Annotated in this window: 13 protein-coding genes; 9 read left to right on the top strand and 4 right to left on the bottom strand. The window is 70.4% G+C overall.

What is annotated here, in order from left to right; all coding sequences use genetic code 11:
* Positions 1-16: 16 nt before the first annotated feature.
* Positions 17-1,657: a beta-N-acetylhexosaminidase gene (locus P3L51_RS07180; RefSeq protein WP_354604226.1), complete on the bottom strand. Its 1,641-nt coding sequence runs from the start codon at positions 1,655-1,657 to the stop codon at positions 17-19.
* A 332-nt stretch (positions 1,658-1,989) separates the two neighbouring features.
* On the opposite strand from P3L51_RS07180, the gene P3L51_RS07185 reads away from it, so the two are divergent.
* The 6 genes from P3L51_RS07185 (at position 1,990) to P3L51_RS07210 (ending at position 6,853) form a co-directional block, all read left to right on the top strand.
* Complete coding sequence (locus P3L51_RS07185) at positions 1,990-2,571, top strand: 2-oxo-4-hydroxy-4-carboxy-5-ureidoimidazoline decarboxylase (RefSeq protein WP_435594397.1); 582 nt, start codon at positions 1,990-1,992, stop codon at positions 2,569-2,571.
* A gap of 170 nt (positions 2,572-2,741) precedes the next feature.
* Positions 2,742-3,122: a succinate dehydrogenase, cytochrome b556 subunit gene (sdhC, locus tag P3L51_RS07190; protein WP_354604227.1), complete on the top strand. Its 381-nt coding sequence runs from the start codon at positions 2,742-2,744 to the stop codon at positions 3,120-3,122.
* 4 nt (positions 3,123-3,126) lie between these two features.
* Positions 3,127-3,618 (top strand): succinate dehydrogenase hydrophobic membrane anchor subunit, encoded by a 492-nt coding sequence (locus tag P3L51_RS07195; RefSeq protein ID WP_354604228.1) that lies wholly within the window; start codon positions 3,127-3,129, stop codon positions 3,616-3,618.
* Between the two features lie 20 nt (positions 3,619-3,638).
* The gene (sdhA, locus tag P3L51_RS07200; protein ID WP_354604229.1) at positions 3,639-5,393 is read left to right on the top strand and encodes a succinate dehydrogenase flavoprotein subunit; all 1,755 of its coding nucleotides are present in this window, start codon (positions 3,639-3,641) and stop codon (positions 5,391-5,393) included.
* Positions 5,393-6,172 carry a succinate dehydrogenase iron-sulfur subunit gene (locus P3L51_RS07205; RefSeq protein WP_354604230.1) on the top strand — a complete coding sequence of 260 codons (780 nt, stop codon included), beginning with the start codon at positions 5,393-5,395 and terminating at the stop codon, positions 6,170-6,172. Before sdhA ends, P3L51_RS07205 begins: the two co-directional genes overlap by 1 nt.
* Positions 6,173-6,322: 150 nt before the next feature.
* Positions 6,323-6,853 (top strand): hypothetical protein, encoded by a 531-nt coding sequence (locus tag P3L51_RS07210; protein WP_354604231.1) that lies wholly within the window; start codon positions 6,323-6,325, stop codon positions 6,851-6,853.
* Here the strand turns inward: P3L51_RS07210 and P3L51_RS07215 are convergent.
* Positions 6,840-7,619, bottom strand: coding sequence for a nucleotidyltransferase domain-containing protein (locus P3L51_RS07215; RefSeq protein WP_354604232.1), 780 nt, complete (start codon positions 7,617-7,619; stop codon positions 6,840-6,842). The two genes, P3L51_RS07210 and P3L51_RS07215, sit on opposite strands and share 14 nt — an antisense overlap.
* A 113-nt stretch (positions 7,620-7,732) precedes the next feature.
* Here P3L51_RS07215 and P3L51_RS07220 point away from each other — a divergent pair, with 113 nt between their 5' ends.
* Positions 7,733-8,449: a TetR family transcriptional regulator gene (locus P3L51_RS07220; protein WP_354604233.1), complete on the top strand. Its 717-nt coding sequence runs from the start codon at positions 7,733-7,735 to the stop codon at positions 8,447-8,449.
* On the opposite strand, the gene P3L51_RS07225 is transcribed toward P3L51_RS07220, so the two are convergent.
* A complete protein-coding gene (locus P3L51_RS07225) occupies positions 8,409-10,904 on the bottom strand; it encodes an MMPL family transporter (RefSeq protein ID WP_354604234.1) in 2,496 nt (831 codons plus the stop codon). The genes P3L51_RS07220 and P3L51_RS07225 overlap by 41 nt on opposite strands.
* A 150-nt stretch (positions 10,905-11,054) precedes the next feature.
* On the opposite strand from P3L51_RS07225, the gene P3L51_RS07230 reads away from it, so the two are divergent.
* The gene (locus P3L51_RS07230; RefSeq protein WP_354604235.1) at positions 11,055-11,759 is read left to right on the top strand and encodes a response regulator transcription factor; all 705 of its coding nucleotides are present in this window, start codon (positions 11,055-11,057) and stop codon (positions 11,757-11,759) included.
* Positions 11,760-11,950: 191 nt separating this feature from the next.
* Complete coding sequence (locus P3L51_RS07235) at positions 11,951-13,330, top strand: sensor histidine kinase (protein WP_354604236.1); 1,380 nt, start codon at positions 11,951-11,953, stop codon at positions 13,328-13,330.
* Positions 13,331-13,551: 221 nt separating this feature from the next.
* Here P3L51_RS07235 and P3L51_RS07240 read toward each other — a convergent pair.
* Positions 13,552-14,354 (bottom strand): metallophosphoesterase (locus tag P3L51_RS07240; RefSeq protein WP_354604237.1); only part of this gene is annotated, 803 nt, incomplete at its 5' end.

The raw sequence follows: 14,354 nt of genomic DNA on the forward strand, positions 1-14,354 counted from the left end.
GATCCGGACGGAGTGTCTAGCCGGCCACCTTGTTCGCCAGCGCCTTGAACTGCGCCCAGGTGAGGTCGGGTTTCACCGGGTTCCACACCTTCTGCGACAGTGCCGCCAGGGGCAGCTGGATCCCGTTGGCGACCTGGTCCTGTGTCTGCGCGCTCGCGATGTCGCCCCACACCGCGAACCGCGCGCCGAGGATCTGCTTCGAGTACTTCTGGGGCACCGGCTTCGTGCCGCGCAGCACGAACGGGGTCCACTGCTCGTAGATCCGTTGGCCGGTCGGGTAGACGAAGTCGTTGGGCTGGCCCAGCACGTAGTAGAGGAACTCGTCGTTGAGGTTCACCACCCGCCGGCCCTCGCGCAGATAGTCAAGCGGGGGCCGTGCGCCGATCTCCTTGCCGGTCCAGTAGTCGACCTGGAGGTTCTGGTCGGCCTTGACCACGCCGCCGGAGAAGAAGCCGTCGTTCCAGGCCGAGACCTCCTCCTTCTTCGGCCGGACCACCGCCGCGCGGTCGTTCATCCAACCCGTCGCGAGGTCCTGGACCTTGGCGTCGGCGCCGTACTTCTTCCGTGCGGCGGCGGCCAGTTGCGGGAACGACGCCTCGGGATCACTGACCACGAGCGCCTGGTACTCGTCGGCGCCGATGTGCCAGAAACGCCCGGGGAACAACGTGTCGTACTCGCGGAGCAGTTCGTCCACGATCTTCGCGGCGGCGGGCTTCGAGATGTCGATGGCGCCGCGGGTGGGCTGTCCGTTCACATTCCGGAGCTGGAGCTCGGGGTGGGGTGCCATGACGGCGCCCAGATGTCCCGGTGAGTCGATCTCGGGGACGATCTCGATGTGCAGTTGACCGGCGAGGACGACGATCCCCCGGACCTCGGCCTTGGTGAGGTGCTGCTGGGAGACGATCTCGGGGTGGGTGTCCGACGCGATGCGGAAGCCCTGGTCGTCGGAGAAGTGCAGGCCCAGCTGGTTGAGTTTGAGGTCGGCCATCTCACGCAGCCGGTTCTCGATCCAGCCGGCGGTGTAGTACTTGCGCGCGATGTCCAGGTTGAGTCCGCGCTGCGGGCGGTCGGGCTGGTCGCGTACGACGCCCTCGGGTATCGCGCCGTCGGCGCGTACCGACTGCTTCAGCGTGCGCGTGCCGTAGAAGACCCCGGCCTCGTCGGGTCCGGCGATCCGGACGCCTCCGTCGCGCGCGGTGAGGGTGTACGACTCGGGGCCCGCCTGCTTGCCCGACTCCAGGGCCAGCTCGATGTCACCGGCCTTGGCCGCGACGGCGCCCCGGTAGTCGATCTTCAGCTCCTTGGCGATGAGCTTTCCCTCGTCGGCCAGCTGCCCGCTGTTCTTCGCGATGACGACACCGCTGCCGCCACCGGGCCGCCAGCCGGGACCGCGGGCCGCCTCGTGCTGCCGTACGGAGGGCACGGTGCGCGGCGCCTTGGAGAGCGCGAAGCTGCGCGAGGGGGTTGGCGCGGCCGGGCGGGTGTCGGAGCGTGCCGACGACGCGTCGGAGGTGGCGGCCGTTGGGGTGGTGGCCGTACCCGCCGCCGCGCTGTGGTCGGGCGGGGTGGCGTCGGGCCAGGCCACCGCTGTGAGGGTGACGGCGGCCGCGACTATCGCCGCGCCGCCCACCAGTGTCGCTGGGGAGTTCCACCGCATCCGTGATCATCCCTTGCATGGAGACAGAGGAAGGAAGTAGGGCGAACGTCCCATGTCCCTGTCCATCGCGCGAGCCGAGGGTGTCCCGTCCGAGTGAAATTCGCGCATCTGTCGGGCAACGGTCACTCACCGTCGATAGCTTTACGAAACATCCGTCTCGCCTCTATCTTCCTTCGCTTCTGCCACCCCAATGACCACCACTGATCACAACCGACCATCGCGACCGACCACAACCGACCACCCACTGCCGCCAGGAGCCCACGCTGTCCAGCGATTCCCACGCCGGCCTGGCGCGCTTCAACACCGCCCCGGCCGACACCGTCGAGCACGCGCTGCTGGCCTGCTGCGGAAACCGCCGCTGGGCCCGCCGGCTCGCCGACCACCGGCCGTATCCGACGGTCGACGCGCTCCTCGCCGCCGCCGACGAGGCGAGCTACGACCTCTCCCCGGCCGACCTCACCGAAGCGCTCGCCGACGAGACCTCCGCCGACCCGCACCACGAGGCGCCGCTCGCCGCCCGGACCGCGCTGCGGGCCGCGCACGCCGCGTACGAGAGCAGCTTCGGCCACGCGTTCGTCATCAGCCTCGACCACTGCCGACCTGAGGAGCGCCTGAACCAGGTGCTGACCGGAATCCGCGAGAGGCTCACCCACGACCCCGACGAGGAGCGCGCCGTCGCCGCCGACGAACTGCGCCGGCTCGCACGCTCCCGGGTCTCACGCCTCGTCGCCGACCACCCGGCGGACAGGACGACGGACGGGACGACGGACGGACAGAACGGCAGACCGGCCGACAGACCGGCCGGCAGACCGTCGGACAGGCCGGCCGGCCGCCAACCGGAACCGCCCGCTCCCCGCGTTTCGCAGGAATCGAACGACTACGGCCGTCCGGATAGCCCGTCCGTGGCCGTTTGACTGCCTGTTTGATCACACCGAAGGGCCCCCGGGCAATCGAACCGACAAAGCGTCGCTACGATGGCCAGCGGCCGGTGGACCGTACCCGGCCGGGCGCGACCGACACCACTGTGCTTCATCGAGTAGAAGATGGCGGCCGGCCCCGATCCCCGCTCCCGGAGGGCTTTTCCGTGCCGGCAGGAACGCTGTACCGCGGCCGGGAAGGAATGTGGTCATGGGTGGCTCATCGAGTCACCGGCGTCACCATCTTCTTCTTCCTGTTCGTCCATGTACTGGACACCGCACTCGTCCGCGTCTCCCCCGAGGCCTACGACGACGTCGTAGCCACCTACAAGACGCCCCTCGTCGGCGTGATGGAGTACGGCCTGGTGGCCGCCGTCCTCTTCCACGCGCTCAACGGACTGCGTGTGATCGCCGTGGACTTCTGGTCCAAGGGCCCGCGCTACCAGAAGCAGATGCTCTGGAGCGTCGTGGGTGTCTGGCTCGTCCTCATGCTGGGCGCCATCTACCCCGTGCTCGGCCACGCCGCACGCGAACTCTGGGGGAACTGACCCGATGTCCGCAGACACCACCGCGACCGGTTCCACCGCCGCGATCAGTCCCGTCGAGAGCGTGAGCGTCTTCGACGTCGACCACCCGGCCCCGCTCATCGAGCCGCCGCGCAAGCGCACCGCGAGGACCCCCAAGTCGACGCGCGGCAACTTCGAGATGGCCGCCTGGCTGTTCATGCGCCTGTCCGGCGTCGTCCTCGTCGTCCTGGTCATCGGCCACCTGCTCATCCAGCTGGTCCTCGACGGCGGCGTCACCAAGATCGGCTTCGCCTTCGTGGCCGGCCGCTGGGCGTCCCCGTTCTGGCAGGCCTGGGATCTGCTGATGCTGTGGCTGGCGATGCTGCACGGCGCCAACGGCATGCGCACGATCATCAACGACTACGCGGAGCGTGCCAACACGCGCCTGTGGCTCAAGGGCCTGCTGTACACCGCCACGGTGTTCACCATCCTTCTGGGCACGCTGGTGATCTTCACCTTCGACCCGAACATCCGCTAAAGCCGGGGCTGACGAGAGCAATGAAGATCCATAAGTACGACACCGTCATCGTCGGCGCCGGTGGCGCCGGTATGCGCGCGGCCATCGAGTCGACCAAGCGCAGCCGTACCGCCGTGCTGACGAAGCTGTATCCCACCAGGTCCCACACGGGCGCCGCGCAGGGCGGCATGGCCGCCGCGCTCGCCAACGTGGAGGAGGACAACTGGGAGTGGCACACCTTCGACACGATCAAGGGCGGCGACTACCTGGTCGACCAGGACGCCGCGGAGATCCTGGCGAAGGAGGCCATCGACGCGGTCCTGGACCTGGAGAAGATGGGCCTGCCGTTCAACAGGACGCCGAACGGCACCATCGACCAGCGCCGCTTCGGCGGCCACTCCCGCAACCACGGCGAGGCCCCGGTCCGCCGGTCCTGCTACGCGGCGGACCGCACCGGCCACATGATCCTCCAGACGCTCTACCAGAACTGCGTCAAGGAGGGCGTGGAGTTCTTCAACGAGTTCTACGTCCTGGACCAGTTGATCGTGGAGATCGACGGCGTCAAGACGTCGGCCGGCGTGGTCGCGTACGAGCTGGCCACCGGCGAGATCCATGTCTTCCAGGCCAAGTCGGTCATCTACGCCTCCGGCGGCACCGGCAAGTTCTTCAAGGTGACGTCCAACGCGCACACGCTCACCGGTGACGGCCAGGCGGCCTGCTACCGGCGCGGACTGCCCCTGGAGGACATGGAGTTCTTCCAGTTCCACCCCACGGGCATCTGGCGCATGGGCATCCTCCTCACGGAGGGCGCCCGCGGTGAGGGCGGCATCCTCCGTAACAAGGACGGTGAGCGCTTCATGGAGAAGTACGCGCCCGTCATGAAGGACCTCGCGTCGCGCGACGTGGTCTCGCGGTCGATCTACACCGAGATCCGCGAGGGCCGCGGCTGCGGCCCCGAGGGCGACCACGTCTACCTCGACCTGACGCACCTGCCGCCGGAGCAGCTGGACGCCAAGCTCCCGGACATCACCGAATTCGCGCGTACGTACCTGGGCATCGAGCCGTACACGGACCCGATCCCGATCCAGCCCACCGCGCACTACGCGATGGGCGGCATCCCGACCAACGTCCAGGGCGAGGTGCTGCGCGACAACACGACCGTCGTGCCCGGTCTGTACGCGGCCGGCGAGGTCGCGTGCGTGTCGGTGCACGGCGCCAACCGGCTGGGCACCAACTCGCTGCTCGACATCAACGTCTTCGGCAAGCGCTCCGGGATCGCCGCCGCCGAGTACGCGGCCAAGCACGACCACGTCGAACTCCCGGAGAACCCGGCCGAGCTGGTCCAGGCGCAGGTCGAGCGGCTGCGTACGGCGACGGGCCACGAGCGGGTGGCGGACATCCGCCGCGAGCTCCAGGAGACCATGGACGCGAACGTCATGGTGTTCCGCACCGAGCAGACGATTCTGACGGCCGTCGAGAAGATCGCCGAGCTGCGCGACCGCTATCTGCGCGTGTCCATCCAGGACAAGGGCCGGCGCTTCAACACGGATCTGCTGGAGGCCGTCGAGCTGGGCAACCTGCTCGACCTGGCCGAGGTGATGGCCGTGTCGGCGCTCGCCCGCAAGGAGTCGCGCGGCGGTCACTACCGCGAGGACTTCCCCAACCGGGACGACGTGAACTTCATGCGCCACACCATGGCGTACCGCGAGGTCGGCGACGACGGCACGGAGTCCATCCGTCTCGACTACAAGCCGGTCGTCCAGACCCGCTACCAGCCGATGGAGCGTAAGTACTGATGGCAACTCCCCTACTGGACAAGGCCGAGGCCGAGTCCGCGGCATCGCCGTACATCACGGTCACGCTGCGGATCCGCCGCTTCAACCCGGAGATCTCCGACGAGTCCCGCTGGGAGGACTTCTCGATCGAGATCGACCCCAAGGAGCGCGTGCTCGACGCCCTCCACAAGATCAAGTGGGACGTCGACGGCTCGCTGACCTTCCGGCGCTCCTGCGCGCACGGGATCTGCGGCTCGGACGCGATGCGGATCAACGGCAAGAACCGCCTCGCGTGCAAGACGCTGATCAAGGACATCACGTCGCTCGACAAGAAGACGGGCGTCGCGAAGCCGATCACGGTCGAGGCCATCAAGGGGCTCACGGTCCTCAAGGACCTGGTCGTGGACATGGACCCGTTCTTCCAGGCGTACCGCGACGTGATGCCGTTCCTGGTCACCACCGGCAACGAACCGACGCGCGAGCGGCTCCAGTCGGCGGAGGACCGCGAGCGGTTCGACGACACGACGAAGTGCATCCTGTGCGCGGCGTGCACGTCGTCGTGCCCGGTGTTCTGGAACGACGGGCAGTACTTCGGCCCGGCGGCGATCGTCAACGCGCACCGGTTCATCTTCGACTCGCGTGACGAGGCCGGCGAGCAGCGCCTGGAGATCCTCAACGACAAGGACGGGGTGTGGCGTTGCCGCACGACGTTCAACTGCACGGACGCCTGCCCGCGCGGTATCGAGGTCACCAAGGCGATCCAGGAGGTCAAGCGCGCGCTGATCACCCGGCGCTTCTGAGCGCGCGGCGCGCCAGTGGAGTGGGGCCCGTTTTCCGTACGAAGCCGTGACGGCCCGTACGGAGCGGGCCCTTTCTGTGCCAGGATTCGGTCAGGGCCTGATCCGAACAACAGGCCCTGGACCAAGCGGTACCAGGGGAAGCGGGGAGACATGAGCCAGGCGAATCCGAACCCGAGTCCGGACGGCTCGGACGGGGCATATGGATGGGGCCCCGCCCAGCCGGGCTACGGCTATCCGAACCCGGCGCCGGGTTACGGCTATCTCGGCCAGGGCGGTCCGGGGTACGACCCGACGCTGGGGGCTGGCCTGCCCATGCACGCGCCGCAGGGCGGCGGAGCGCCGCTGGTGTCGATCGGGGACATCACCGTCATGAACCACGGGATCGTGACGCCCTCCGGCACGCTGCCCATCCAGGGCGCGGTGTGGAACGCGACCGACATGTCGCGTACGGAGGAGAAGATCCCGGCGCACGCCATCGTCCTGGCGGTCGTCTTCTTCATCTTCTGCCTGCTGGGTCTGCTCTTCCTGCTGATGAAGGAGCGGACGACCACCGGCTTCATCCAGGTGATGGTGACCAGCGGCGGCAAGCACCACTCGACCATGATCCCCGCGACCGGTCCGGAGAGCTTCCAGATCATCATGGGCCAGATCGGCTACGCCCGTTCGCTCAGCTCCATGTGACGGTGGAGGTGGTGGGCGAGGCCGTGGCGGGGGTCGTGGCGGGAGTGGCGGCCGGGGTCGCGGCTCCTTCGGGCCAGACGGTCACCGCGCGTCGGCGATATCCGTCCTGCTCCGCCTCCTCGACGGTGAACGTGACGGCCTGGCCCGCCCTCGGCTCGACGCAGTCGTCGCCGGCGACGGCCGAGAAGTGCGCCCAGACGTCCTCAAGGAGGTTGGCGGCGTCCAGCACGCCCCACCCGTCCTCCTCGTGCCACGCGCGCACCCGCCCGGCCAGCGGTACGCCGAACCGGTGGTGCAGGGCCAGGACGTCGCGTTCGTCGTCCTCGTCGATCGCGTACCCGGTGTGCGAGGCGACCTGGAACTCCGCCGTGCCGCAGCCGACCCGGCGGCCCCGCACCCGCCCGCTGCCGGTCAGCGAGCCCACCGGATAGGGCAGGCCGCCGGGGCCGTACACCTCGACGCCCCGCTCGTCCGTACGGGTGGCGCCGCCGAGGTCCACCGCGTGGACGTCGACCAGCCGCCCGCCGTCGTCCACCAGCACATGGTTGTACGGCCCGTCGTCCCGGAACAGCCGGAAGCCGTGGTCGCGCATCGTCCGCCCGTAGTCGGCCAGGCTCTCGGCGCGTACGACGATGTCCAGGTCCTCGTGGGGCCGGGTCTGCTCGCACAGGAGGGCGTCGACGCCCCAGCCGCCGTCGAGCCAGACCTCGATGCCGGCCCGGTCGAGCAGGTCCAGGACGGCCAGCACATCCTCCGCACGCATCATGGGGCCGACTCTTCCCGATGAGGCGGCGGACGGCATCATGTTCGCGTGGGTGGTGCGACGCGCCGTCCCCCGTTCAGGCCCGGCCGGCGTGCGGGAAGCGACCGGGCCCCGAAGTGCGAGAGCCGAAGGACTGCACCGACATCAAGGCCTCCCGGAGCGAGCAGACCCGCACGCTCATCCTCGAAACCGCGCTGCGCCTCTTCGAGGAGAACGGCTACGACCGGACGACCATGCGGGCCATCGCCAAGGAGGCGGGCGTCTCCGTCGGGAACGCGTACTACTACTTCTCCTCCAAAGAACATCTCGTCCAGGGCTTCTACGACCGGATCGCGGCCGAGCACGAGGCGGCCGTCACGGCCGTGCTGGCGGACGAGCCGGATCTGGCGGTCCGTCTCCGGGACGTCCTGCTGACCTGGCTGGACACGGCGGAGCCGTACCACCATTTCGCCGCCCAGTTCTTCAAGAACGCGGCCGACCCCGACAGCCCGCTCAGCCCCTTCTCCCCGGAGTCCGCCCCGGCGCGCGAGGCCGCCGTCGCCGTCCACGAGCGCGTACTCGCCGGCTCGTCGGCCCGGATGGACCCCGAACTGGCCGAACAGCTACCGCACTTGCTGTGGCTGCTCCAGATGGGCCTCGTCCTGTACTGGGTGTACGACCGGACCCCGGACGCCGAGCGCAGCCGCCGGCTCGTGGTACGGGCCACACCTGTCGTCGCCCGGGTGATCGCGCTCTCCCGCTACCGGCTGCTGCGTCCCGTCGTACGTCAACTCCACGAACTGCTGCTGGAGTTCATGCCGGGCGCGATGGTGACGCGGCCTCCGAGGGGCTGAGTGTCAGGTCGTGGACGAGCGGATCGACGCCGACCACGATGTGCCGGGTCCACGGCTCGTACGCACCGGACGTCACGGCCAGCAGGTACGAGCCGCCGACCGGTGCGCTGAGGATGTACCCGCCGTCGGCGAGCGTCGCCACCCGGTCGAGCTGCCTGCCCCCGGACGAGACCAGGGTCAGTACGGCGTCGGCGACGGGCGCGCCCTCCTCCGTACGGACGAAGCCGTGGACGACGGTGGTGCCGGAGTGCCCCTCTTCACCGGAGGGCGCGTCGGTCGTCGCCGGCGCGGCTGCCCCGGGCGCCTCCACCGCCAGGTGCGGGAGCCGCCTGTCCAGCCATCCCGGCAGCCACCAGTTGGCCCGTCCCAGCAGGTGCATCACCGCCGGGACCAGTGCCGTACGCAGGACGAACGCGTCCAGCGCGACGGCGGCGGCCAGCCCGACCCCCGCCATGGCCCCCTCGGTGTCACCGCTCAGCACGAACGCCCCGAAGACGCAGATCATGATGAGCGCGGCGGAGTTGATGACGCGGCTGGTCTCGGCGAGCCCCACCCGTACCGCGCGGGCGTTGTCCTTCGTGTGGACCCACTCCTCGTGCATCCGGCTGACGAGGAAGACCTGGTAGTCCATCGAGAGCCCGAACAGCATCGACAGCATGATCACCGGGAGGAACGCGGTGATCGGACCCTCCTTGCCGAAGCCGAGCAGCTCGGCCCCCCAGCCCCACTGGAAGATCGCGACCAGCACGCCGAAGGACGCCGCCGCGGCGACCAGGTTCATCACGGCCGCCGTCAGCGGCACCACGATCGAACGGAAGGCGAGGAGCAGCAGCAGGAAGCCGAGGCCGATGATGGTGGCGATGAACAGGGGCATCCGGTCGGCGGTGACGGAGGAGAAGTCCTTGAAGACGGCGGTCACTCCGCCGACATGGACCTCCATCCCGGAGTCGGGGATGACGTCGTCACGCAGCCGGTCGATGAGCTGGTCGGTCTTCGCGTCCTGCGGCGAGGTGGTGGGGACGACCTGGATGACCGTGACGGGGACCGGTGATCCGGACGGCACGGGCATCGCGGCGGCCATCGCCACGCCGTCGTCGGCGGCGACCCGTTCGACCAGCGCGTCCACGGCCGCCTTGACGTCCGGGGAGCCCGGGTCGCCGAGTCCGCCCGTCTCCGCGACGAGTTGGAGCGGTCCGTTGAAGCCGGGGCCGAAGCCCTCGGCGAGCAGGTCGTACGCCTGCCGGGTCGTCCGGTCCTCGGGGTGGTTGCCCTGGTCGGTCGCGCCGAGCCGCAGTGACAGGACCGGGATCGCCAGCGCGGCCATCACGACGACAGCGACGGCGGCGACGGCCTTCGGGCGCTTCTGGACACCGGCCGACCAGCGGGCCGCCGCGCCCTTCGCCTCGGCGGGTTCGGGCCCGTCGGCCGCCAGCCCGCGGCGCTGCCGGCGGCTCAGTACCCGCTCGCCGAGCAGTCCGAGCAGTGCGGGCAGCAGGGTGATCGCGGCCAGCACGCTCAGGACGACGGTCAGCGACGTCGCGATGACGACGCCTTCGAGGAAGCTCATCCGTGTCACCAGCATGCCGGCGAGCGCGATGCAGACGGTGCCGCCCGCGAAGAGCACGGCCCGGCCCGCCGTGTTGAGGGCGAGGGCGGCCGAGTCCTCGGGCGAACTGCCGCCGAGGATGGCTCTGCGATGGCGGGTGACGATGAACAGCGCGTAGTCGATGCCGACGCCGAGACCGATCAACGAGCCGAGCAGCGACGCCACTTCGGGTACGTCGACCACGTGGCTGAGCAGCAGCGTCGACATGAGCCCGGTGCCGACGCCGAAGACCGCCACGGTGATCGGCAGCAGCATCGAGAAGAGCGAGCCGAAGGCGAGGAAGAGGACGACGCCCGCGGCGAGGATGCCGACCAGTTCGGCCATACCGGTCGGCGGCGCGGAGATACGGGTGATGGCCTGCCCGCCGAGCTCGACCTGGAGCCCGGCGCGCTCGGCGCCCCGCGCCGTGTCGACGACATCCTGGACCAGCTCCATCGGTACGGCGTCGGCCTGCTCGGCGAAGGTCACCTGCGCGTACGCGGTCCGCCCGTCCTCGCTGATCCGCGCCGCGCCGCCGGGCCCGGGACCGTACGGGCCGAGGACGTCCCCGACGCCCGGCAGGGATCCGATCCGGTCGAGGGCCGGTTCGAGCCGGTCCCGTACGGCGGCGTCGCCGACGGCCCCCGAGTCGACGCGCCACACCACGTTGACCGTGTCGCCCGCGCTCTCGGGGAAGACCTCGGCCATCCGCTCGTACGCCCGCGACGAGTCGGTGCCGGGGATGCCGAACATGTTCGCGTAGTTGCCGCCCGCCGTGCCGCCGGCCACTCCGAGACCTGCCAGAGCCCCCACCCACAGCACCAGGACCACCAGCTTGTGCCGGTAGCACCACCGTGCCCATGCCTCCACAGTCGTTCCTTCCGCTCGTGATCGGCCAGTTCGGCCGGGTCCCCAGAATCAGGTCGGGGCACCGCCGCGGGCGGGTCGCGGCCATGACTCTCAAGGAACTCCAAGGCAGCGCCCACCGGTCGGAGCGGGTCGCGCGCGGATACTGGAGCCATGACCACGACGGATGCAGCGACCGTGCTCCTGGTCGAGGACGAGCCGAGCATCGCCGACGTCCTGACCATCGCCCTGCGCTACCACCGGTTCGAGGTGGTGGTGGCGGGCTCGGTACGGGAGGCGGCGGAGGCGGTACGGCGCACACGCCCCGACGTGGCGCTGCTCGACGTGATGCTCCCGGACGGCGACGGCCGCGACATCGCCCACCAACTGAGGCTCTCGCACCCGCGGATGGCGGTGGTCTTCCTCACCGCGCGGGACGCGCCCGCCGAGATCGTCGGCGGGCTGTCGCTCGGTGACGACTACATCACCAAGCCGTTCAACGTGGACGAGGTGGTCGCCCGGGTCCGGGCGGTGCTGCGCAGGACCCTGCCGGAGGACCGGATCGCGGCCCGGCCGCCGCTGCGGTACGGGGATCTGGAGCTGGACGAGGCGACGTACACGGTGCGCAGGGCGGGGCGCACGGTGGATCTGACCCCGACCGAGTACGCGCTGCTGCGGTTCCTGGTGCGCAACGCCGGTGCGGTGGTGACCAAGGAGCAGATGCTGCGGCACGTCTGGCGGTACGAGCACGCGGCCGAGTCCACGGTGGTGGAGACCTACATCAGCTATCTGCGGCGCAAACTCGACGCGCACGGGCCGCCGTTGATCATGACGAGACGCGGGGTGGGCTACGGTCTCGCCAGTCAGGACTCCCCGTGAGGCCGCGCGTCGGCCTTCCCCGGCCCTTCCGGGCTTCCCTGTTCTTCCGGCCTGCCTCGCCCGTTCGGCCTGCCTCGCCCGCCCGGCCTTCCTCGACCGTTCGGCCTTCCTCGACCGTTTGTCCTTCCTCGCCCTTCCGGCGGCCCAAGCCCCGTACGCATTCGCTGCGTTCGAAGCTGACGCTGATCAACGTGGTGCTGCTCGCGCTGGGCATCACCATCGCGACCGCCGTCAGCCTCTTCGGACTGCGGCACTATCTGCTGGACGCGATCGACAGCGAACTGACCATGTCCCGCGACGGGTTGCAGCGCTCGGAACTCTCCATCAACCAGATCGAGTCGCTGAGTTCGCTCGCGGCGATCGTGGAGAAGATCTCGCCCCGCCGGCCGGGTGCGGGAGCGCTGCCGCCCCCCGAGTCGGTCTTCGTCGCCGTCGACGCGCGGGGCAGGGCGATGGACTTCGCGGGCGTCGTCCCGACCGAGCGGCAGCGTGACCTGGCGCGGGCGATCTCCGACCCGACGGCGCTGAGCGAGGAGACGGGCGTCCGCGAGGTGAAGGTGAACGGCGACCCGTACCGGTTGGTGGGAGCCCGCCTCAGCGACGGCACCACCGTGCTGATCTCCACCTCCACCAAGGCGGTGCAGGAGAGCCTGCTGCGCGCGCTGAAGTTCGACGCCGCCTTCGGCGGACTGCTGCTCGTCCTGCTCGCGATGATCACCCTGATGAGCGCGAACCGTACGCTGCGACCGCTAGGGGACATGGTCGAGACGGCGACGGCCATCGCCGAGGGCGATCTGACCCGCCGGGTCCCCGGCCGGCACGATCCGGTCATTGAGATCGAGCAGCTGCGGCTCGCCCTCAACGCCATGCTCCAGCAGGTCGAGTCGGCGTACGTGACGCGCGAGCGCAGCACGGCGCAACTGCGGCGGTTCGTCGCCGACGCGTCGCACGAGCTGCGTACGCCGCTGTCCGCGATCCGCGGCTACCTCCAGCTGTACGAGAGGGGGATGCTGGGCGAACCGGCCCAACGCAGCCGCGCGCTGGCCCGGATGACCGGCGAGGCGGACCGCATGGCCCGGCTCGTCGACGAACTGCTCACCCTGGCCAGGCTGGACCAGCGGCCGGTGCTGCGGCTGCGCCCGGTCGATCTGAGCCGGCTGGTCCGCGACGCGGCCGACGACCTGCGGGCGCAGCAGCCGGACCGGCCGCTCGACGTGGCGGCGGCGGGCACGGTGCTCGTGCAGGCGGACGAGTCGGGGCTGCGGCAGGTCATCGGCAACCTGCTGGCGAACATCCGCACCCACACGCCCGCCGACGCGCCCGTCCGGGTGGAGCTGGGGCGCTCGGACGGGGGCGAGGTGCGGCTGTGCGTCTCCGACGAGGGGCCGGGGATGAGCGACGAGGACGCGGACCGGATATTCGACCGCTTCTTCCGGGCCGGGGGCGGCGGCGCGGGCAGCGGGCTCGGGATGGCGATCGTGCAGGCGGTGGTGCGCTCGCACGGCGGGGCCGTGGCGGTACGGACGGCCCCGGGCGCGGGCCTGGCTGTGACGGTCACGCTGCCGAGCTGAGGTACGGCGTCGGCGTGTGGCAACAGGGCGCCAGGCCCGATGGACACCGGGTCGCCCTCGGAGCCGGGGGCCGGGGGCCGCGGACCGGGGACCGCGGACCGGGGACCGCGGACCGCCACGGTCGCGGCCCCGGGGGGTTCCCGCGTATCGGCGCCGTCCGCCGCCCCGCGACGCGGGGCGGCGGATTTCGGTGCGGGTGAGCGTCGGGCAGGTCGGGCCGGTCAGGCCTGGCGGGACGCCAGCTGTACGACCGTGATGTCCGACGGCGCCCCGACCCGTACCGGCGGGCCCCACGCACCGGCCCCGCGCGTCACGTACAGCGCGGTGTCGCCGTACTGCTCAAGCCCGGCCAGGGTCGGGTTGGACGCCTGCGCGATGTAGTTCACCGGCCACATCTGGCCGCCGTGCGTGTGCCCCGACAGCTGGAGGTCGATGCCGTGCTTCACCGCGTCGTGGATCACGACCGGCTGGTGCGCGAGGAGTACGGACGCCCGCGCCGTGTCGCGCCCGCCGAGCGCCTTGGCGAAGTCGGGGCCTTCGCCCTCCTCCTCGCCCGCGATGTCGTTGACGCCCACCAGATCGAATCCGTCGATCTCCACCCGGGCGTTCTCCAGCGGGTGCAGCCCCAACTCCCTTACGTGGTCGACCCATTCGCCCGCGTTGCCGAAGTACTCGTGGTTTCCGGTGACGAAGTACGAGCCGTGCCGCGCCTTGAGCCCGGCCAGCGGCTCGGCCGCCGGGCCGAGGTCGGCGACGGTCCCGTCGACCATATCGCCGACGACGGCGATGAGATCGGGGTTCGTGGAGTTGATGGTGTCCACGATGCGCTGCGCGTGGGCCTTGCCCAGCAGCGGACCGAGGTGGATGTCGCTGACGACGGCGATCCGGTAGCCGTGCGCGGCGCGCGGCAGCTTCGCGAGGGGCACCGTGACGCGCTTGACGGTGGGGCCGCGGAGCACGTTCGCCGTGCCGTATCCGACGGTGGCGAGCGCGGCGGCGGCAGCGGTGCCACCAACGACGCGGG

Source organism: Streptomyces panacea, assembly GCF_040560175.1.
Classification (GTDB): Bacteria; Actinomycetota; Actinomycetes; order Streptomycetales; family Streptomycetaceae; genus Streptomyces; species Streptomyces panacea.

Coding starts and splice junctions, on each gene's coding strand:
- P3L51_RS07180 (WP_354604226.1), bottom strand. CDS start 1,657: ATGCGGTGGAACTCCCCAGCGACACTGGTGGGCGGCGCGGCGATAGTC.
- P3L51_RS07195 (WP_354604228.1), top strand. CDS start 3,127: ATGTCCGCAGACACCACCGCGACCGGTTCCACCGCCGCGATCAGTCCC.
- sdhA (WP_354604229.1), top strand. CDS start 3,639: ATGAAGATCCATAAGTACGACACCGTCATCGTCGGCGCCGGTGGCGCC.
- P3L51_RS07205 (WP_354604230.1), top strand. CDS start 5,393: ATGGCAACTCCCCTACTGGACAAGGCCGAGGCCGAGTCCGCGGCATCG.
- P3L51_RS07210 (WP_354604231.1), top strand. CDS start 6,323: ATGAGCCAGGCGAATCCGAACCCGAGTCCGGACGGCTCGGACGGGGCA.
- P3L51_RS07215 (WP_354604232.1), bottom strand. CDS start 7,619: ATGATGCGTGCGGAGGATGTGCTGGCCGTCCTGGACCTGCTCGACCGG.
- P3L51_RS07230 (WP_354604235.1), top strand. CDS start 11,055: ATGACCACGACGGATGCAGCGACCGTGCTCCTGGTCGAGGACGAGCCG.